This is a genomic window from Streptomyces sp. NPDC053426, from assembly GCF_055585405.1.
Genome location: NZ_JBVJKE010000006.1, coordinates 140,174 through 159,718 on the forward strand (window position 1 = coordinate 140,174; position 19,545 = coordinate 159,718).

Annotated in this window: 15 protein-coding genes; 7 read left to right on the forward strand and 8 right to left on the reverse strand. The window is 72.7% G+C overall.

Features of this window, described 5'->3' with window-relative positions; all coding sequences use genetic code 11:
* Nucleotides 1-77: 77 nt before the first annotated feature.
* From ACZ62B_RS14405 to ACZ62B_RS14415, 3 genes are read right to left on the reverse strand one after another with little or no spacing between them, the layout of a single operon-like run.
* Nucleotides 78-911, reverse strand: coding sequence for a sugar phosphate isomerase/epimerase family protein (locus ACZ62B_RS14405; protein WP_469690490.1), 834 nt, complete (start codon nt 909-911; stop codon nt 78-80).
* Complete coding sequence (locus ACZ62B_RS14410) at nt 908-2,062, reverse strand: dihydrodipicolinate synthase family protein (protein WP_468719481.1); 1,155 nt, start codon at nt 2,060-2,062, stop codon at nt 908-910. Before ACZ62B_RS14410 ends, ACZ62B_RS14405 begins: the two co-directional genes overlap by 4 nt.
* Nucleotides 2,059-3,210: a Gfo/Idh/MocA family protein gene (locus tag ACZ62B_RS14415; RefSeq protein WP_344563457.1), complete on the reverse strand. Its 1,152-nt coding sequence runs from the start codon at nt 3,208-3,210 to the stop codon at nt 2,059-2,061. The genes ACZ62B_RS14410 and ACZ62B_RS14415 overlap by 4 nt, the downstream gene beginning before the upstream one ends.
* A gap of 243 nt (nt 3,211-3,453) precedes the next feature.
* Here ACZ62B_RS14415 and ACZ62B_RS14420 point away from each other — a divergent pair, with 243 nt between their 5' ends.
* The 4 genes from ACZ62B_RS14420 to ACZ62B_RS14435 all read left to right on the forward strand — a co-directional run bounded on the left by ACZ62B_RS14420 (nt 3,454) and on the right by ACZ62B_RS14435 (nt 7,968).
* Nucleotides 3,454-4,500 (forward strand): LacI family DNA-binding transcriptional regulator, encoded by a 1,047-nt coding sequence (locus ACZ62B_RS14420; protein ID WP_073931770.1) that lies wholly within the window; start codon nt 3,454-3,456, stop codon nt 4,498-4,500.
* 368 nt (nt 4,501-4,868) lie between these two features.
* A complete protein-coding gene (locus ACZ62B_RS14425; protein ID WP_469690492.1) occupies nt 4,869-5,801 on the forward strand; it encodes a bifunctional helix-turn-helix transcriptional regulator/GNAT family N-acetyltransferase in 933 nt (310 codons plus the stop codon).
* 44 nt (nt 5,802-5,845) lie between these two features.
* Entirely contained in the window at nt 5,846-6,646 is an 801-nt protein-coding gene (locus tag ACZ62B_RS14430; protein ID WP_468719479.1) for a sugar phosphate isomerase/epimerase family protein, read from the forward strand.
* Between the two features lie 92 nt (nt 6,647-6,738).
* Nucleotides 6,739-7,968, forward strand: a complete 1,230-nt coding sequence (locus ACZ62B_RS14435) for an MFS transporter (RefSeq protein ID WP_468719477.1) — start codon at nt 6,739-6,741, stop codon at nt 7,966-7,968.
* Nucleotides 7,969-8,113: 145 nt separating this feature from the next.
* Here the strand turns inward: ACZ62B_RS14435 and ACZ62B_RS14440 are convergent, their stop codons facing one another.
* Nucleotides 8,114-8,740, reverse strand: coding sequence for a GNAT family N-acetyltransferase (locus ACZ62B_RS14440; RefSeq protein WP_469690494.1), 627 nt, complete (start codon nt 8,738-8,740; stop codon nt 8,114-8,116).
* Between the two features lie 28 nt (nt 8,741-8,768).
* Nucleotides 8,769-9,698, reverse strand: a complete 930-nt coding sequence (locus ACZ62B_RS14445) for an EamA family transporter (protein WP_468878150.1) — start codon at nt 9,696-9,698, stop codon at nt 8,769-8,771.
* A gap of 90 nt (nt 9,699-9,788) precedes the next feature.
* On the opposite strand from ACZ62B_RS14445, the gene ACZ62B_RS14450 reads away from it, so the two are divergent.
* The 3 genes from ACZ62B_RS14450 (at nt 9,789) to ACZ62B_RS14460 (ending at nt 13,754) form a co-directional block, all read left to right on the forward strand.
* Nucleotides 9,789-10,706 carry a LysR family transcriptional regulator gene (locus ACZ62B_RS14450; protein WP_344563472.1) on the forward strand — a complete coding sequence of 306 codons (918 nt, stop codon included), beginning with the start codon at nt 9,789-9,791 and terminating at the stop codon, nt 10,704-10,706.
* A 413-nt stretch (nt 10,707-11,119) separates the two neighbouring features.
* Nucleotides 11,120-12,964, forward strand: coding sequence for a glycoside hydrolase family 3 protein (locus tag ACZ62B_RS14455; RefSeq protein ID WP_469690497.1), 1,845 nt, complete (start codon nt 11,120-11,122; stop codon nt 12,962-12,964).
* A 148-nt stretch (nt 12,965-13,112) separates the two neighbouring features.
* A complete protein-coding gene (locus ACZ62B_RS14460; RefSeq protein WP_344563476.1) occupies nt 13,113-13,754 on the forward strand; it encodes a hypothetical protein in 642 nt (213 codons plus the stop codon).
* Nucleotides 13,755-13,768: 14 nt separating this feature from the next.
* Here ACZ62B_RS14460 and ACZ62B_RS14465 read toward each other — a convergent pair whose 3' ends face one another.
* The 3 genes from ACZ62B_RS14465 to ACZ62B_RS14475 form a co-directional block, all read right to left on the reverse strand.
* Nucleotides 13,769-15,202, reverse strand: coding sequence for a S28 family serine protease (locus tag ACZ62B_RS14465; RefSeq protein WP_468719473.1), 1,434 nt, complete (start codon nt 15,200-15,202; stop codon nt 13,769-13,771).
* Between the two features lie 96 nt (nt 15,203-15,298).
* Nucleotides 15,299-15,685, reverse strand: coding sequence for a hypothetical protein (locus tag ACZ62B_RS14470; protein WP_344563480.1), 387 nt, complete (start codon nt 15,683-15,685; stop codon nt 15,299-15,301).
* A gap of 95 nt (nt 15,686-15,780) precedes the next feature.
* Nucleotides 15,781-19,488, reverse strand: a complete 3,708-nt coding sequence (locus tag ACZ62B_RS14475) for an ABC transporter ATP-binding protein (protein WP_344563482.1) — start codon at nt 19,486-19,488, stop codon at nt 15,781-15,783.
* Between the last annotated feature and the right edge of the window lie 57 nt (nt 19,489-19,545).

The following is a 19,545-nucleotide window of genomic DNA, read 5'->3' on the forward strand; positions in this document are numbered from 1 at the left end:
GCCGTGCACAGGACCCGGGACGCCGCGCGGGCAGAAACCCGGGCCCCGCACAAGACCCGGATCGCCGCGTGCGGCTCCTAGCCCGCGTGCTCCGCGAACCGTGCCGCCGTCTCGGCGAGGACCTCGCGGCCGTCGCGGGCCCACAGCGTGTCGTTGAACAGTTCGACCTCGATGGGGCCGGTGTAGCCGGCCGCCTCCACGTAGCCCTTCCACTCCCGCATGTCGACCGCGCCGTCGCCGATCTGGCCGCGGCCGTTGAGGACGCCCTCGGGCAGCGGGGTGGTCCAGTCGGCGAGCTGGAAGGTGTGGATACGGCCGGACGCGCCCGCGCGGGCGATCTGGGCGGGGGCCCGGTCGTCCCACCAGATGTGGTACGTGTCGACCGTGACGCCGACCTGGTGGGCGGGGAAGCGCTCCACGATGTCCAGGGCCTGGGCGAGCGTCGAGACCACGCACCGGTCGGAGGCGAACATGGGGTGCAGCGGCTCGATGGCCAGTCTCACCCCGTGCTCCTCGGCGTAGGGGCCGAGTTCGGCGAGCGCGTCGGCGATGCGCTCGCGGGCGCCGCGCAGGTCCTTGGAGCCGGCCGGCAGGCCGCCCGAGACCAGGACCAGGGTGTCGGTGCCGAGCGTGGCCGCCTCGTCGACGGCGCGCCGGTTGTCGGCCAGGGCCGCGGCCCGCTCCTCGGGGTCGATCGCGGTGAGGAAGCCGCCCCGGCACAGTGTCGTCACCGCCAGGCCCGCGTCGCGGACCAGTTTCGCGGCCGCCTCCACGCCGTACGCCCGGACCGGTTCGCGCCACAGGCCCACGCCCGGTACGCCCAGGTCACGGCAGGCGTCGACGAGGTCCGGCAGCGAGAGCTGCTTGACCGTCATCTGGTTGATGCTGAAACGCGTGAGGTCGGCGGTCATGGAGTCACTCCGTACAGGTGCAGCAGGGTCCTCATGCGTTCCTCGGCGAGCTTGGGGTCGGGGAACAGGCCGAGGCCGTCGGCGAGTTCGTAGGCGCGGGCGAAGTGCGGCAGGGAGCGCGCCGACTGCAGGCCGCCGACCATCGTGAAGTGGGACTGGTGGCCCGCCAGCCAGGCCAGGAAGACCACGCCCGTCTTGTAGAAGCGGGTGGGGGCCTGGAAGAGGTGGCGGGAGAGTTCGACGGTCGGGTCGAGGAGGGCGCGGAAGCCCTCGCTGTCCCCGGTGTCGAGGACGCGGACCGCCTCCGCCGCGAGCGGGCCGAGCGGGTCGAAGATGCCGAGCAGGGCGTGGCTGAAGCCCTGCTCGTCGCCGGCGATCAGCTCGGGGTAGTTGAAGTCGTCGCCGGTGTAGCAGCGCACGCCCTGCGGCAGGCGGCGGCGCAGGTCGATCTCGCGCTGGGCGTCGAGGAGGGAGACCTTGATGCCGTCGACCTTGTCGGGGTGGGCGGCGATGACCTCCAGGAAGGTGTCGGTGGCCGCGTCGAGGTCTTCCGATCCCCAGTAGCCCTCGAGGGCCGGGTCGAACATCGGGCCCAGCCAGTGCAGGATCACCGGCTCGGCGGCCTGGCGCAGGAGGTGGCCGTAGACCTCCAGGTAGTCGTCCGGGCCCTGCGCCGTCGCGGCCAGCGCGCGGGACGCCATCAGGATGGCCTGCGCGCCGGACTCCTCGACGACCGCGAGCTGTTCCTCGTAGGCCGTCCGGACCTCGGCGAGGGTGGCGGCGGAGGTGAGCTGGTCGGTGCCCACGCCGCAGGCGATGCGGCCGCCGACCGCCTTCGCCTCGGCGGCGGAGCGGCGGATCAGCTCGGCCGCGCCCGCCCAGTCCAGGCCCATGCCGCGCTGCGCGGTGTCCATCGCCTCGGCGACGCCCAGGCCGTGCGACCACAGGTGGCGGCGGAAGGCGAGGGTGGCGTCCCAGTCGACGGCGGCCGGTGAGTCGGGGGACACGTCCGCGTACGGGTCGGCGACGACGTGCGCGGCCGAGAAGACCGTACGGGAGGTGAAAGCGCTTCCCGGAGTGACGGCACGGGGCTCGGTGCGGGGCTCGTAGGCGCGCAGGGTGCCGTTCGCGTCGGGCAGGTGGAGGGTCACAGCGCGATCTCCGGCACGTCGAGGCGGCGGCCCTCGGCCGAGGACCTCAGGCCCAGCTCGGCGAGCTGGACGCCGCGGGCACCGGCCAGCAGGTCCCAGTGGTAGGGGGCGTCTGCGTAGACGTGGCGCAGGAACAGCTCCCACTGGGCCTTGAAGCCGTTGTCGAACTCACCGTTGTCCGGGACCTCCTGCCACTGGTCGCGGAAGACCTCGGTGGCGGGGATGTCCGGGTTCCAGACCGGCTTGGGGGTGGCGGAGCGGTGCTGGACACGGCAGTTGCGCAGGCCGGCGACGGCCGAGCCCTCGGTTCCGTCGACCTGGAACTCGACCAGTTCGTCGCGGTTGACGCGGACCGCCCAGGAGGAGTTGATCTGGGCGATGGCGCCGCCGTCCAGCTCGAAGACGCCGTAGGCGGCGTCGTCGGCGGTGGCGTCGTAGGGCTTGCCGTTCTCGTCCCAGCGCTGCGGGACATGGGTGGCGGTGAGGGCCTGTACGGACCTCACGCGGCCGAACAGCTCGTGCAGCACGTACTCCCAGTGCGGGAACATGTCGACGACGATGCCGCCGCCGTCCTCGCTGCGGTAGTTCCAGGACGGGCGCTGCGCCTCCTGCCAGTCGCCCTCGAAGACCCAGTAGCCGAACTCTCCGCGCACGGAGAGGATCCGGCCGAAGAAGCCGCCGTCGATGAGGCGCTTCAGCTTGAGCAGGCCGGGGAGGAAGAGCTTGTCCTGGACGACGCCGTGCTTGATGCCGGCCGCGTTGGCCAGGCGGGCGAGTTCCAGGGCGCCGTCGAGGCCGGTGGCGGTCGGCTTCTCGGTGTAGACGTGCTTGCCCGCGGCGATCGCCTTCTTGAGGGCCTCCTCGCGGGCCGAGGTCACCTGGGCGTCGAAGTAGATGTCGACGCTGTCGTCCGCGAGGACCGCGTCCAGGTCCGTCGCGATGTGCTCCAGCCCGTGCCGCTCGGCCAGCGCCTTCAGCGCGTGCTCCCGCCGGCCGACCAGGATCGGCTCCGGCCACAGCACGGTGCCGTCACCGAGGTCGAGGCCGCCCTGCTCGCGCAGGGCCAGGATGGAGCGGACGAGGTGCTGGCGGTAGCCCATGCGCCCGGTCACGCCGTTCATGGCGATACGCACCGTCTTGCGTGTCACGTCATTCCCTTCGTACGCGGTTCGCGCGCCGCGTACGCCCCACTGGTGAGCGTGACAGCAAGCGCTTTCTATGTAGAGAGAAGCTAGCCTCTGAACGGCGGTGTGGACAAGACCACGGCGGAGCCGAGTTGTTCGAGGGGGCGAACAACCGCGCGGATGGCCGTAGGGTCTGCTCGGAACCACGGGTGTGGGCGTGGATGTGTACGACGGCGTACGGCGAACGCGCGAGGCGGAGGACGAGACATGACGGTGACCCTGGCGGACGTGGCGGCTCGCGCGCAGGTCTCCCCCGCGACGGTGTCGCGCGTGCTCAACGGGAACTACCCCGTGGCCGCGTCCACCCGTGAACGGGTGCTGAAGGCCGTGGACGAGCTGGACTACGTCCTCAACGGCCCCGCGAGCGCGCTGGCCGCCGCCACCTCCGACCTGGTGGGCATCCTGGTGAACGACATCGCCGACCCGTTCTTCGGGATCATGGCGAGCGCGATCCAGGCGGAGATCGGCGGGCCGGGCGGGCGCGCGGGCGGGGAGAGACTCGCGGTCGTCTGCAACACGGGCGGCTCGCCCGAGCGCGAACTGACCTATCTCACGCTGCTCCAGCGGCAGCGGGCGGCGGCGGTGGTGCTGACCGGCGGCGCGATCGAGGACGCGCCGCACAAGGCGGCCATGGACGCGAAGCTGCGGAAACTGGCGGACGCCGGGACCCGGGTGGTGCTGTGCGGCCGGCCGCCGGCGGCGGAGACCGGGGCGATCGCGCTGACCTTCGACAACCGGGGCGGCGGGCGGGAACTCACCGAGCACCTGATCGGGCTGGGGCACCGGCGGCTCGGGTACATCGCGGGGCCCCTGGAACGGACCACGACGCGGCACCGGCTCGAAGGCCACCGGGACGCGCTGGCCGCGCACGGCATCGAGGAGGACGCCCGGTGGACCGTGCACGGCCGGTACGACCGGCGGTCGGGGTACGAGGCCACGCTCGAACTCCTGCGGCGTGACCCGTCGTTGACGGCCGTGGTCGCGGCGAACGACTCCGTCGCGCTGGGGGCGTGCGCGGCGCTGCGGGACTCGGGGCTGCGGATTCCGGACGACGTGTCGGTGGCCGGGTTCGACGATCTGCCGTTCAGCATCGACGCGGTGCCGGCGCTGACGACGGTGCGGTTGCCGTTGGCGGAGGCGGGGGCCCGTGCGGGGCGGATCGCGATGGGGCGGGAGGAGGCGCCGCACGGGGGGATCGCGTCGGTGCGGGGGGAGTTGATGGTGCGGGGGTCCACGGCGGGGCCGCGGGATTGATCGGACCGGGGGTCCGGGCCCGGGGTGTGTTGCCCGGGGGCGTGTTGCCGGGGGCGTGTTGCCGGGTGCGAGTCGTGGGGGGATCTCGCGCAGTTCCCCGCACCCCCGGAGTGGTGGGGGATCTCGCGCAGTTCCCCGCGCCCCTGGAGTGGTGGGGGATCTCGCGCAGTTCCCCGCACCCCCGGAGGGGTGGGGGATCTCGCGCAGTTCCCCGCACCCCCGGAGGGGTGAGGGATTTCGCGTAGTCCCCACGTCCCCGGAAGGGTGGGGATCTCGCGCGGTTCCCCATGTCCCGGAGGGTAGGGATGTTTGACTGAGTCAGAGATATTCTGGGGGTGGGAGTCGGCGACAGGATCGGAGGGGTGGTCGTGACCGTTCAGGATGTACGTGCCTTCAACCGCTTCTACACCAACGTCATAGGGGCGCTCGACTACAGCCGGCAGCTGTACGCCCCGTACACCCTCACCGAGTCCCGTGTGCTGTACGAGCTCGCGCACTCCCCGCGCACGGACGCGGCGGACCTGCGCACCGGGCTCGCGCTGGACGCCGGGTATCTGAGCCGGATCCTGAACCGGTTCGAGCGGGACGGACTGATCGAGCGGGTGCCCTCCCCGCAGGATCCGCGTCGTCGGCGCGTCACCCTCACCCCGCAGGGCCGGGAGACCGCCGCCCTGCTGGCCGAGCGGTCGGACCAGGCCGTCGGGACCCTGCTGTCGACGGTTCCGGCCGCCGACCGGGAGCGCCTCTCGGAGGCCATGCGCACCATCCGCGACCTCCTGTCCGAGGGCCGCGGGCCCGGCCGTGAGGACGTCGTCCTGCGCGAGCCCGGCCCCGGCGACCTGGGCTGGATCGTGCAGCGCAACGCGGCGCTGTACGCGGCCGAGTACGGCTGGAACGCCGACTACGAGGTACTGGTCGCCAAGATCGTCGCCGAGTACGCGCAGGACCACGACCCGCACGGGGAGCGCGTGTGGATCGCCGAGCTGGACGGCCGCCCCGTGGGCTGTGTGATGTGCGTACGGGACGAGGCCCCCGGCACCGCCCGGCTCCGTCTCCTCCTGGTCGAGCCGGACGCCCGGGGCCTGGGCATCGGCGACCGGCTCGTCTCGGCGGTCGTCGGCTTCGCGCGCTCGGCCGGCTACCGGGACCTGGTCCTGTGGACCAACGACGTACTGACCTCGGCCCGCCACATCTACCAGCGGCACGGCTTCACGCTGGTCGCCGAGAAGCCGCACCACTCCTTCGGCAAGGATCTGGTCGGCCAGGACTGGCGGCTGGACCTGGGCACGACACCGGAGTGACAAGAAGGAGTCAGCCGGGTGGGTCGCGGGTAGGGTCCGATTCCATGAAGCTGGCGTTCTCCACCCTCGGCGTCCCCGGGCTGCCGCTCACCGACGTACTCGCCCTCGCGACCGCGCACGGCTACCACGGCGTGGAACTGCGCGCCCACCCCGAGGAACCCGTCCATCCAGGGCTCGGCCCCGCCGAACGTACCGCCGTGGCCGCCGAGTCCGAGGCGGCCGGCATCGAGATCCTGGGGCTCGCCGGTTACGCCCGGGTCGCCGCGCCCGGCGAGGACGAACCCGTCCTCGCCGAGATCCGCGCCCTCCTCGACCTCGCCCGGGACCTCGGCGCCCCCTTCGTCCGGGTCTTCCCCGGCGGCGGTACCGGGCAGCGCCCCGAGGAGGCGGACGCGACGGCCGCCCGCCGGCTGGGCACGGCCGCCGAGTACGCCGCCGACCTGGGCGTACGGATCCTGCTGGAGACCCACGACTCGCACCGCACCGGCGCCGACGCGATCAGGGTCCTCGGCCTGGTCGGCCACCGTCAGGTGGGTGCGCTGTGGGACGTGATGCACACCTGGCTCGGCGGCGAACAGCCCGCCGAGAGCTACGCGGCCCTCTCCCCGCACCTCGGCTACGTCCAGGTCAAGGACATCGCCTCCGCCGACGACACGACCCCGCTCCCGCTCGGCGCCGGCGTCCTCCCGCTGACCGACTGCGTGGAGATCCTCTCCCGGCACGGCTGGGACGGCTGGCTCTGCTGGGAGTACGAGAAGCGCTGGTACGCCGACGCCGCCCCGCTGCCCGGCCTGCTCACCCCCGGCCGGGAGCACCTGGCCCGGCTGCTCAGCGAGTCGGCCTGACCGGACGGAAAATCCACTGGCCGGGGCGGGCGGCGGCCGGATAGCGTCCCCGCCGTGCCCCAGCCCGTGCCCCGCCCCGCCGCCCTGCCCTCGTGAGCCTGTCCCGCACGCTGATCGACGTGCGTCCCCTGCGTACCTCACCGGTCTTCAGACGCCTGCTGATCGGGCGGACGGTGTCCCTCCTCGGCGGCTTCATGACCATGGTCACCGTCATGTACCAGGTCTGGGAGATGACGCACAGCGCGGCCTGGAGCGGCGCGGTGGGTCTCGTGCAGGCGCTGCCGCTGGTCTGCTTCGGACTGTTCGCCGGGGCCTGGGCCGACCGGGGCGACCGGCGCCGGATCTTCCTGGCCGCGACGGTCGGCCAGGCGGTCTGCTCGCTGCTGCTCGCGGTCCAGGGGTTCACCGGGAACGTGCCGGTGGGCGGTGTGCTCGCCCTGGTCGCCGCCCAGGCCGCCTGCGCGGCGGTCGGCGGTCCGGCGGCCGGTGTGTTCGTGCCCCGGCTGCTGCCCAAGGAGCAGGTGGCCTCCGGACTCGCGCTCTACCAGGTCACCGGTCAGGCGATGATGTTCGTCGGCCCCGCGCTCGGGGGCCTGCTGCTCGGCTGGTTCGGCATCGGCGTCTGCTACCTGCTCGACGCGCTGAGCTTCCTGCTGTCCTTCTACGGCGCGTTCGGTCTGCCCGCGCTGCCGCCCGAGGGCGAGCCGTCCCGCGCCGGGCTGCGCGGGGTGCTGGACGGGCTGCGCTTCCTGGCCGGTCACCGGGTGGTGCGCGGCGCGCTCGTCACCGACCTCGCCGCCACCGTCCTGTCGATGCCGGTCAGCCTGTTCCCGCTGATCAACGACGAACGGTTCGGCGGTGATCCGCGCACGCTGGGCCTGTTCCTGTCGGCGGTCGCGATCGGTGGCGTGCTGGCGTCGGCGCTGTCCGGGGCGGTGACCCATCTGGGCCGTCCCGGTCTCGTGATGCTGTTCGGTGCCGGCGTGTGGGGTGCCGCGCTGGCCTCGTTCGGGGTCATGAGCAACCCCTGGATCGGTCTGGGGCTGCTGGTCGTGGCCGGTGGGGCCGACGCGCTGTCGGTGCTCTCCCGTACCACGATCGTGCAGACCCGTACGCCTGATGCCTTGTTGGGGCGGGTCACGGCCGCCGAGCAGATCGTCGGGCAGGCGGGGCCGCATCTCGGCAACATGCGGGCGGGGTTGGTGGCCGGGGCGACGTCCGGGGCGGCGGCGCTGGTGGTGGGTGGGGTGTTGTGTGTGGTGGCGGTGGTGTACGTCGGTACGAGTACGCCGGAGTTGCGGGAGGGGTCCCACTCGGCGTAGCCCCCAGCGGGGGCGCGCGCGAACTCGGGGCGGAAGCCTTGTGGGGCGGGTGCGGGTGCGGGTGCGTCGTGGTTGGTCGCGCCTACGCGGCGGAGCCGCACATGCCACAGTCCCGCGCCCCTTTTTTGCGCAGTTCCCCGCGCCCCTAGAGGGCGGCCCGGGACGCCGCTCTCTGTTCCAGTCGGCGGCGGGCCTCCGGCCAGTCCTCCCTCGTGATCGAGTAGATCGCCGAGTCGCGCAGGCGGCCCTCCTCGCCCGGGGCCCAGGAGCGGGACCAGTTGCGCAGGACGCCCTCGAAGCGGGCGCCGGTGCGTTCGATAGCGGTGCGGGAGCGGGTGTTGCGGGCGTCCGTCTTCAGGTCGACGCGGGACACCCCCCACTCCTCGAAGGCGTGGCCGAAGAGCAGGAGTTTGGACTCGGCGTTGAGGCCCGTGCCCTGGGCGGAGCCGGCGAGCCAGGTGAAGCCGACCTCGATCGCGTCGAGCCGGTCCTCGTTCAGCCAGGAACGGGGCTCCCAGTACGCGGTGGCGCCCACCGCGCGCCCCGTGGCGAGGGAGATCTGCGCGTAGGGGGCCAGCCGTCCGGTGGCCGCGCGGGCGAGCTGCGCGTCGATGTACGCGCCGACCTCGTCGGCCCTGGGCACCCAGGTGTAGGCGTAGGTGTCCCGGTTCTCCTCCCCGGCCTGCGCGAGGTCGGCCGCGTGCCGGTGCTCCAGTGGTTCCAGGCGCACCGACGTGCCCTCGAGGATCGGTCCTTCCAGAACAAAACCCATGCGCGATCTCCCGGTCTCCCGATCTTCCTCATCCGCCGACCGGCGAGTCTTCCGTACGGACCTCCGCCCGTCGAACGGGTTTCACCGCCGGCGCCGCCGCCGGCCGCCGCCACGTCACCGACGCCAGCGCCACCCCGCCCACCAGCAGTGCCGCCGCGCACCACCGCAACGGGGTCACCGACTCGCCCAGGAACAGCGCGGCCGACGACATGCCGAAGACCGGGACGAGCAGGGAGAAGGGCGCGACCGTGGAGGCGGGGTGGCGGCGCAGCAGCCACCCCCAGGCGCCGAAGCCGAACACCGTGGCGACCCAGGCGACGAAGAGCACCGTGCCCGCGCCCGCCCAGTCCAGGCCGCGCAGCGCGTCGAGGCCGGCCGAGGGGCCCTCGAGGAGCAGCGACAGGGCGAGCAGCGGCAGCACCGGCACCGTGCTCACCCAGATCATGAAGTTCAGGGCGTCCGGGGGCGCCGCCTTGCGGGTGAGGATGTTGGAGACGCCCCAGCAGGCCGCCGCCGCGACGACCAGGGCGAAGCCGAGCAACGGGCCTGAGGCGCCCTCGTCGACCGCCGCCACGCCGATCCCGGCCAGCGCCACCGCCATGCCCACCAGCCGCACCCGCGAGGGGCGTTCGCCGAGGAGCGCGAAGGCGAACAGGGCCGTGAACACCGCCTGGATCTGGAGCACCAGCGAGGACAGTCCGCCCGGCATCCCCGCGTCCATGCCGACGAACAGCAGCCCGAACTTGGCCACCCCCAGCGCGAGCCCCACCCCCACGATCCACTTCCACGCCACCTTGGGCCGCCCCACGAAGAACACCGCGGGCAGCGCCGCCACCAGGAAGCGCAGGGCGGAGAAGAGCAGCGGCGGGAAGTGGTCGAGCCCGACCTCGATGACGGTGAAGTTCACTCCCCACACGGCGGTGACGAGGACGGCGAGGAAGAGGTGGGAAGGTCGCATACGTCGAGGATCACCGCCCACCACACTTCAGCACCAGCGATGATTCCTGCATGGTTGGATGAAGCACCGCTAACCGATCGGGGAGTTGTCATGCTCGACCTCCAGCGGCTGCGTGCCCTGCACGCCGTCTCCGTCCACGGCACCGTCGGTGCCGCCGCCGTGGCGCTCGGGTACACCTCGTCCGCCGTCTCCCAGCAGATCGCCAAGCTGGAGCGGGAGACCCGGACGGTGCTGCTGGAACGGGAGGGCCGGGGCGTCCGGCTGACCGACGAGGCGCATCAGCTCGTGCGTACCGCGCGGGAGCTGCTCGCCATCGTGGAGCGGGCGGAGACCGAGCTGGAGGAGCGGCGCGGGGTGCCGGCCGGGCGGCTGACCGTCGCCGCGTTCGCGTCGGCGGCCCGCGGGCTGATGCCGCCCGTCCTGGCCGACCTGGCGCGCCGGCATCCCGCGCTCGACACCCGGCTCACCGAGATCGACCCCCACCTCTCCGTGGACCTGGTCGCCAAGGGCGCGGTCGACCTCGTCGTCGCGCACGACTGGGACATCGCGCCGCTGCCCGCCCCGGCGGGCGTGGAGCAGGCGGTCATCGGGAACGACCTGTGCGATCTGCTGGTGCCCGAGGACCACCCCTTCGCGGGGCGTACGGCGGTACGGCGGGAGGAGCTGGGCGGTGAGCGGTGGATCTGCCAGCCGCCGGGGCGGGTCTGTCACGAGTGGCTGGTGCGCACCCTGCGCGCGGCCGGGCACGAGCCGGAGATCGTCCACCAGGCCGACGAGAACCCGACCCTGGTCGCCCTGGTCGCGGCCGGGCTCGGCATCGCGCTGATCCCCCGGCTGGGGCGCGGTCCGCTGCCCGCCGGTGTGGTGGAGGTGCCGCTGGACCCGGTGCCCGTACGGCGGCTGTACGCGCTGTGGCGCGCCGGGGCGGCCCGCCGTCCGGCGATCGCGGAGACCGTCCGCACGCTGTGCGGGCACTGGCCCGAGGTGTCGGCGCACTCGCCCCGCTGACCCCGTACGCACCCCCGGTCCCGATTTCGGGGAATCCGGTCCGGCCGGGGAACCCGTCCCCACCTCCGTCCGTCCCATGTGCAGGCTGCCGGATATGAGTCTCCGTGGTGCGGTGTCGGCCCTCGCTGCTGGCTGCGATCGCTGACCAACCCTCTCCGCCGTGCCGTGGCCGGCAGCACGCCGTCATCGGCGCGCCCCCCTCCCGTCGCGCCGATGACGGCCCCCAGGCCCCCAGGCCCCCAAGCCCTCAGGCCCCGCGTGTCCCCCGGGTCCTGCGGGTCCCGCCCGGTCGCTGCGCATTCCCTTGACTGGCAGAAACTTCCCGGATATTGGTGACCTCCCGGCAGTTTCCTTCAAGGATGTCCTTCAGCGGATCCCCGGTCCCCCGCGGATCACCTTCCAAAGGAGCGCACGTGCCCGACAGCAGCACCGGAAGCACGGGAAGCACCGCACGTCCGTCCAGACGTGCCGTCCTCGCCGCGACGGCGGGCGTCACCACCGCCCTCACGGCCGGCGGCACCGTCCACGCGGCCGGCGGCCGGTCCGCGCACGACGACAGAGAGCTGCGCGCCCTCATCTCCCGCATGACGCTGGAGGAGAAGGTCGGCCAGCTCTTCGTGATGCGGGTCTACGGCCATTCCGCCACCGAACCGGACCAGGCCGACGTCGACGCCAACCTGAAGGAGATCGGCGTCCGCACGGCCGCCGAACTGCTCGCCAGGTACCGGGTCGGCGGCATCATCTACTTCGCCTGGGCGCACAACACCCGCGACCCGCACCAGATCGCGGGCCTGTCCAACGGCATCCAGAAGGCGTCCCTCGATCTGCCGCGCGGGCTGCCCGTGCTGATCTCCACCGACCAGGAGCACGGCATCGTGGCCCGCGTGGGCGAACCCGCCACCCTGTTCCCGGGCGCGATGGCCGTCGGCGCCGGCGGTTCCCGCTCCGACGCCCGCACCCTCGGCCGGATCGCGGGCCGCGAACTGCGCGCCCTGGGCATCCGCCAGAACTACTCCCCGGTGGCCGACGTCAACGTCGACCCGGCCAACCCCGTCATCGGCGTCCGCTCCTTCGGCTCCGACCCGGAGGCGGTCGCGGGCCTCGTCGCGGCGGAGGTCAGGGGCTACGAGTCGTCCCGCGTCGCCTCGACGGCCAAGCACTTCCCCGGACACGGCGACACGATCACCGACAGCCACGCCGAGCTGCCGTACATCCACCACACCCGCGAGCAGTGGGAGGAGCTGGACGCGCCGCCGTTCCGGGCCGCCGTCGCCGCGGGCATCGACTCCATCATGACCGCGCACATCGTCGTCCCGGCCCTCGACGCCTCCGAGGACCCGGCCACCCTCTCCTGCCCCATCCTCACCGGCATCCTGCGCGAGGAACTGGGCTACGACGGGGTCGTGGTCACCGACTCCCTCGGCATGGAGGGCGTACGCACGAAGTACGGCGACGACCGGGTGCCGGTGCTGGCGCTGAAGGCGGGCGTGGACCAACTGCTCAACCCGCCCTCCCTGGACGTCGCCTGGAACGCGGTCCTGAACGCCGTGCGCGACGGCGAGCTGACCGAGGACCGGCTCGACGAGTCGATCCTGCGGGTGCTGCGGCTGAAGGCGCGACTGGGCCTGTTCGAGGACCCGTACGTCTCGCACGCCGGAGTCGACCGCACCGTCGGCACCCGTGCGCACCTGGCCGCCGCCGACCGGATCGCCGAGCGCACCACCACCCTGCTGGTCAACGAGGGCGGCCTGCTGCCGCTGTCCCGGCGCGGGCAGCGGAAGCTGCTGGTGGTCGGCGCCGATCCGGCCTCCCCGTCCGGTACGACGGGACCGCCGACCGGTGTCCTCGCGGGCGCCCTGACCGAGCTGGGCTTCACCGCCACCGCCCTGTCCACCGGCACCGCACCGTCCGCCGCCACCATCGCCGAGGCGGTCGCGGCGGCTCAGGACGCGGACGCGGTCGTCGTGGGGACGTACAACGTCACGGCGTCCAGCAGCCAGAAGACGCTGGTCGAGCAACTGCTGGCGACCGGGAGGCCGGTGGTCGCGGTCGCGGTCCGCAACCCCTACGACGTGGCCCATCTGCCCGGCGTGGCGGCGTACCTGGCGACGTACTCCTGGACCGACGTCGAACTGCGGGCGGCGGCACGGGTGATCGCGGGCAGGGTGGACCCGCGCGGCACGCTGCCGGTGCCGGTGCAGCGTGCGGACGACCCGGAGACGGTGCTCTACCCCGTCGGGCACGGGCTGAGGTACTAGGCGCACGCGGGCGCGTCCCCCTGCCGGACGTAGCGCGCGTACGTCACACACCCGACGCACCTTCCCCGATGTGGTGAAAGCTCATCAGATGTCTGGCGTGCCCCGACGGATCGGGTCACGCTGGACGGGGGTCTCCGGGGGGATGACGATGCACGTGCGAAGTGGGTGGGGGACGCGCGCCGCGTTCGCGGCGGCGGTCGCGGTGCTGCTCACCGGCTGTCAGAGCGCGCCGGGCGGCGCCGGGAAGGAGGGCGGTCCGGGCGAGCGGCGTGCGGCGTCGCCTACGCCGGTCCGGCAGTCCGGGTACGGGGCGGTGTTCCTCGCGATCGACGAGTGCAGCTCCTTCGGCCGGACCAGTTTCACCGAGGTGTCCTGCGAGAGCGAACGGGCGGCGGCCCGGGTCGTCGCCCGCCACGACGGGACCGTGCGCGGCGGGCCGCGCTGCCCGGCCACCACCGACTTCGTGCTGCACATCAGCGAGCAGCGCCCCTCCTCCGACGAGGACGGCGACGGCACGGTGCCGCGCGGCTACGCCTGTATGCGCCACCTCCAGCCGCCGCACCCCGGCGATCCGGGCGGCGGGGGCGGGCCGCGCACCATCGTCGGCGACTGCGTCTACGACCTGGGCGACGGCAAGGTCCGCGAGACCGCGTGCGACGGCAGCGAGAAGCGGGAACCGGAGTTCAAGGTGGTGAAGGCCGTGGACGACCGGTCGAAGTGCCCGGCGTCCACGGCCCTCTACGTCCGGCTCGGCGGCACGTCACCGGTGGGCTGCGCCCGCCCGGTGTAGTCCCGCGTCACCCCTTACGGACGCAGCGTCCGCTCCTGCTCGACGTTCCGCTTGTCCAGCTTGGCGTCGAACTTCGCCAGCGGCTTCGCCGCCGCCGGGTTCTCCCGGACCGTGCTCGGCGTGACGTCCGCCCAGTCGAGGATGCGGGCCGTGGCCAGCGCCTTCTCCTCGGCGACCAGACCGGCCACGTTCGCACCGTGGTTCATGCCGGGTGCGGTGAGGACGTACGAGTCACGCGCGCCGTGCCCGAGACGGAACGGCTCGGCGCCCCACGGGTCGTTCTCGCCGTACACGAACAGCATGTGCTCGGCGTTGTGGCGGACCCAGGAGTCGACGTCCCGCATGGCCCACGGCTCGAACCTCATGTCGATCGAGCGGGGCACGAAGTTGCGCGGCGGCTGGTAGCCGTAGCGGACGTACTTCTTCTCGATGTGCGGGAAGTGGATGGTCGGCGCGCCGAGCTGCGTACCGGCCTGGTAGTAGTACGGCGTGTACGGGCTCAGGCCCTGGTCCGTGTAGAACGAGAACCCGGAGATCGTGTCGATCGAGGTCCAGATCTCGTCGTCGGTGGCGTTCTTCGCGTCCGCCGGGATCTGCTCGCAGTCGGCGAGGGTGCTGTACTGCCAGAAGCCCCACACGTAGTCGAGGACGACGGCCTCGTAGGCCCGGTCCAGGCTGCCGATGGTGTCGAAGGTGTAGCCGTTCTCGGCGGCGAGCGCCTCGTACTTCTCCTTCAGCGGCTCCCGGCGCACCAGCGCCTCGCGCTGCACTCCGTTCAGCCGGTCGCGGCACTCCTTGGTGCCGACGCCCGCGAAGAAGCGGTCGTAGGCCGAGTCCTCCCTGTTCACCACGTCGTTGGGGGCGACGTAGGCGACCACGCCGTCCATGTCACGCGGGTAGAAGCGCTCGTAGTAGGTGGCGGTCATGCCGCCCTTGGAGCCGCCGGTGGAGATCCAGTTCTCGGAGTAGATCTTCTTCAGGGCCTTGAAGATACGGTGCTGGTCGCTGGCGGCCTGCCAGATGTCCAGCTTCGACCAGTCGGCCGGCTCGGGCCGGGACGGGGTGAAGAAGCGGTACTCCATGGAGACCTGGTTGCCGTCCACGATCTGGGTCGGCTCGGCGCGGCGGGGCGTCGTGGAGACGCTGTAGCCGCCCGTGTAGAAGACGGTCGGCCGCGCGGTGTCCTTGTGCAGCACGGTGATCCGCTGCTGGAACGTGCCCTTGGAGGGCCTGCGGTGGTCGACCGGCTGGGTGTAGTTGAGGACGAAGAAGCGGTACCCGGTGTACGGCTTCTCCTCGATCAGGCTCATGCCCGGAACGGAGAGCAGTCTCTCCTTGATGTCAGTGGTGCCGGTGGCCTCCGGCTCGGCGGCGGTGGCCGCCCCGGCCGTACTCAGTGTGCCTATGAGCACCGTGAGCGCCAGCAGCCATCTGAGCGCCTTGCGCATGCGCACTCCCCTGTGAGACAGATGTGCGCCGGAAGCTACTGGACCAACTCCCCGCAGCACCAGGGGACATAGGGATAACCCTCTGTCGGCGAGGGGTCAGCACAGGATCCAGCCGGAGCTGACGGACCCCCCGCCGACCCTGCCCTTCACCCACACGCAGCGGCGGCCGGCGTGCACGGTCACCGGTCCGGCGTGGTACTTGAAGTCGCCCTCGTCGACGACCGGGCGGCCCCCGCGCGCCTGTACGCTCACCGACATCTTCCGTTTGGTGCCGGGCTTCTTGGTGAGGGTGACGGCACAGACGTAGCCGCCCCGCTTGTAGACGACCACCGAGCCGGTGGAGAACGGCAGGGTGCGCACCTTGCGCCCGGCGCAGGAGGAGGCGGCGTGCGCGTCGTCCGGCGCGGCGACCGCGAGCAGCCCCGAGGCGGTCAGCACCGCAAGGCCGAGCGCGAGTCGCCGGCGTATCGCTCCACTGCCCACAGTCGTCCTCCCGTACCGCGCCCGCCGCGTCGGGCGGCGTACGCGTGTACGGACGCATGACGTAGGCCGGATGGTTGCGCCGGGGGCGCCGCCCCTCACGCCGGCGCCGTCACGTCCTCCCCGACGAACGTCCGCCACAGCGCGGCGTACTTGCCGCCGAGCCGCAGCAGTTCGTCGTGCGTGCCGTCCTCCGCGACCCGGCCGTGGTCCATCACGATCACCCGGTCGGCGCGGGCGGCGGTGGTCAGGCGGTGGGCGACGACCAGCGTCGTACGACGTCCTGCCAGGCGGTCGGTCGCCTGGTTGACCTGCGCCTCGGTGGCCAGGTCGAGCGCGGCCGTCGCCTCGTCGAGCAGCAGCACGTCCGGGTCGACCAGTTCGGCGCGGGCCAGCGCGATGAGCTGGCGCTGTCCGGCGGACAGGTTGCGGCCGCGTTCGGCGACCTCGTGGAGGTAGCCGCCGTCCAGCGTGGCGATCATCTCGTGCGCGCCGACCGCGCGGGCCGCCGCCTCCACCTCGGCGTCGCCGGCGTCCGGGCGGCCGTAGGCGATGGCGTCGCGGACGGTGCCGGGGAAGAGGTACGCCTCCTGCGGTACGACCCCGAGCCGGTGCCGGTACGCGGTGATGTCCAGGTCCCTCAGGTCCGTGCCGTCGACGGTGACCCGCCCGCCGGTCGGGTCGTAGAACCGGGCGACCAGCTTGACCAGCGTGGACTTGCCCGCGCCGGTCTCGCCGACGAAGGCGACGGTCTGTCCGGCGGGGACGGTGAGGTCGATGCCGTCGAGCGCCTCCTCGCCGTCCCCGTAGGCGAAGCGCACGTCCTCGAAGGCGATCTCCCCGCGCAGGGACGGCACGTCGAGCGGCTTCGCGGCGGTCCCCGTGGAGGCCGGCTCCCGCAGCAGCTCCTGGATGCGGCCCAGCGAGACGGACGCCTGCTGGTAGCCGTCGAAGACCTGGGAGAGCTGCTGCACCGGCGCGAAGAACAGGTCGATGTAGAGCAGGTACGCGACCAGCGAGCCGATCGCCAGCGTCCCGTCGTCGACCCGGCCCCCGCCCACGACCAGCACGGCCGCGGCCGCGATCGAGGACAGGAACTGCACGAACGGGAAGTACACCGAGATCAGCCACTGGCCCCGTATGCGCGCCTCGCGGTAGTCGGCGCTGCGCTCGGCGAACCGGCGTCCGCCGTCCCGCTCGCGGCGGAACGCCTGCACGATCCGCAGCCCCGCCACCGACTCCTGCAGATCGGCGTTGACCACCGACACCCGCTCCCGCGCCAGCTCGTACGCCTTCACGCTGGCCCGGCGGAAGAAGTACGTGCCGACGATCAGCGGGGGCAGGGTGGCGAAGACGACGAGGGCGAGCCCGACGTCGAGGACCAGCAGGGCGACCATGATGCCGAAGAAGGTGACCACCGAGACGAACGCCGTGACCAGGCCCGTCTGCAGGAACGTCGACAGCGCGTCGACGTCCGTCGTCATCCGGGTCATGATCCGGCCGGTCAGCTCGCGCTCGTAGTAGTCCAGGCCGAGCCGCTGGAGCTGGGCGAAGATCTTCAGCCGCAGCGCGTAGAGCACGCGTTCGCCGGTGCGTCCGGTCATCCGGATCTCGCCGGTCTGCGCCGACCACTGGGCGATCACGGCGAGCAGGCCCAGCAGGGAGGCCGCCCAGACCGCGCCGAGGGCGGCCTGGGTGACGCCCTGGTCGATGCCGTGCCGGATCAGCACCGGCAGCAGCAGGCCCATCCCGGCGTCCACGGCGACCAGGCCGAGGCTGATGAGGAGGGGGGTGCGGAAGCCGCGCAGGAGGCGGCGCAGGCCGTAGGAGTCCTCGGGCCGGACGGCCTGGTCCTCGTCGACGTCGGGGACGTCGTTCGCCGGGGGCAGCGCCTCCACCTGGGCGAGGAGCTCCGGGGTGGCCGGGGTGCCGGCCAGCGCGGCGTCCTTGGGTTCGCGGTCGCCGGTCCACAGCCGGGGCGTGACCCCGCGCTCGGCGTCGAACTCGGCGTCCAGCTCCGCGCGGACCGAGGTGTCCTCCTCCCGCGGCCCGGCGGGCGGGGTGTGGCCCGGGGAGACGGCGCCCAGCTCGTCGGGGTCGGTGAGCAGCCTGCGGTAGAGGGCGGAGCGCCGCTGGAGCTCGTCGTGGGTGCCGATGGCGGCGAGCCGGCCGCCGTCGAGGACGGCGATGCGGTCGGCGAGGTTGAGGGTGGAGCGGCGGTGGGCTATCAGCAGCGTCGTACGGCCCCGCATGACCCCCTTCAGCGCCTCGTGGATCTCGTGCTCGACGCGGGCGTCCACGGCGGAGGTCGCGTCGTCCAGGACCAGCAGGCGCGGGTCGGTGAGGATGGCGCGGGCCAGGGCGACGCGCTGGCGCTGGCCGCCGGAGAGGGTCAGGCCGTGCTCGCCGACGGTGGTGTCGTAGCCGTCGGGCAGCTCGTCGATGAACCGGTCGGCCTGGGCGGCGCGGGCGGCGGCGGCGATCTGCTCGTCGGTGGCGTCAGGGCGGCCGTACGCGATGTTGGCGCGCACGGTGTCGGAGAAGAGGAAGGAGTCCTCGGGGACCAGCCCGATCGCGGCCCGCAGGGACTCGGTGGTCAGCTCGCGCACGTCGTGGCCGCCGACGAGCACGGCGCCGTGGGTGACGTCGTAGAAGCGCGGCAGGAGCAGGGAGACGGTGGACTTGCCGGAGCCGGAGGCGCCGACGACGGCGAGGGTCTCCCCGGGGCGGATCTCGAAGGAGAGGCCGTCCAGGACCGGCCGGCCGGGGTCGTAGCCGAAGGAGACGTCGTCGAACTCGACGGTCGCCGGGGCGTCGGCGGGCAGCTCCTTGGTGCCGTCGGTCAGGGACGGCTCGGTGTCGATCAGCTCCAGGACGCGTTCGGTGCCGGCGCGGGCCTGCTGGCCGACGGTGAGCACCATGGCGAGCATCCGGACCGGGCCGACGAGCTGGGCGAGGTAGGTGGAGAAGGCGACGAACGTACCGAGCGTGATGTGCCCGCGTACGGCGAGCCAGCCGCCGAGCGCCAGCATCGCCACCTGGCCGAGGGCGGGGACGGCCTGGAGGGCCGGGGTGTACCGGGAGTTCAGCCGGATGGTGCGCAGCCGCCCCGCGAACAGCCGCCGTCCGACCTCGCGCAGCTTGCCGGTCTCCTGCTCCTCCTGCCCGAAGCCCTTCACCACGCGCACGCCGCTGACCGCGCCGTCGACCACCCCGGCGACGGCTCCCGCCTGCGCCTGCGCGTACCAGGTGGAGGGGTGCAGCCGGGTGCGGCTGCGCTTGGCGATCCACCACAGGGCGGGGGCGACGGCGAGCGCGACGGCGGTGAGCGGCAGCGACAGCCACGCCATGATCACGAGGGAGATCAGGAACAGCAGGAGGTTGCCGATGGTCATCGGCAGCATGAAGAGCAGGCTCTGGATGAGCTGGAGGTCGCTGGTGGCGCGTCCGACGACCTGCCCGGTGGACAGCTCGTCCTGGCGTCTGCCGTCGAGCCGGGTGATCGTCCCGTACATCTCGGTCCGCAGGTCGTGCTGGACGTCGAGGGCGAGCCGGCCACCGTAGTAGCGGCGGACGTAGGTGAGGACGTAGACGGCGAGCGCTGCCCCGACGAGCAGACCGGCCCAGGTGGTCATGGACCTGGTCTTGTCGCCGATGACGTCGTCGATGATCACCTTGGTGATCAGCGGGACCAGCGCCATCACGGCCATGCCGCCGAGGGAGGAGCCCAGCGCGAGGACGACGTCCTTGGGATGACGCCACGCGTATCCGGCCAGTCGCCGTGCCCATCCCCGTTGCGGTGTCACGCGGTGCCCTCCGATCGTCCTGATCTACCGGAAGGCACCAACGCGGCCGACGGCGGA